Raw genomic sequence first — 558 nt, 5'->3', positions numbered from 1 at the left:
CGTGAGCCAACTCATCTTCTGTTGCTTCCCTGACGCTCTGAATTTCAATATCGAAACTCAAAACCTGCCCGGCCAAAGGGTGATTCGTGTCCACATCGACATTAAACTTTCCTGCCTTTAATACCACAACCTGCCTTGGACCTTCTTCGGTATTAATCGAAACCACCATACCAGGCTTCAACTTGGAATTTTGCTTTTTATCGCCCACTAGGTGCTTAATTGGTACGCGCTGAACAGCTTCTTCTTTACGCAGGCCATAGCCGTCTTGAGGTTCAACCGTCACAGTCAAAACATCTTCTGCCGACTGACCTTCCAGGCCTTTTTCCAAACCAGAAATAATATTTCCATGGCCATGCAAATAAGCAACCGGGTCTTCTCCATGAGAGGTCTCCAGCTCACTGCCTTGCTCATTCGATAGTCTATAATGAAAGGTTACCACTTTATCTTTGCTAATTTGCATCTGAAGTCTCGTTTATCAATAGTAAAAGACACATTATCCCGCGTTGGTAGAATAGTGTCTATGCGCTAATTTTTTACAAAAAATAGCCTCTATATTTA

Annotated in this window: 1 protein-coding gene; it reads right to left on the bottom strand. The window is 43.0% G+C overall.

Translation table 11 applies throughout. The features are described from left to right. On the bottom strand, positions 1-460 hold a 460-nt coding region (locus tag A3729_RS07260; RefSeq protein WP_068633514.1), incomplete at its 3' end, for a peptidylprolyl isomerase. Between the last annotated feature and the right edge of the window lie 98 nt (positions 461-558).

Source organism: Oleiphilus sp. HI0043, assembly GCF_001634935.1.
Note: the sequence above shows the minus strand (reverse complement) of the source record. Positions and strands in the feature narration are given on the sequence as shown.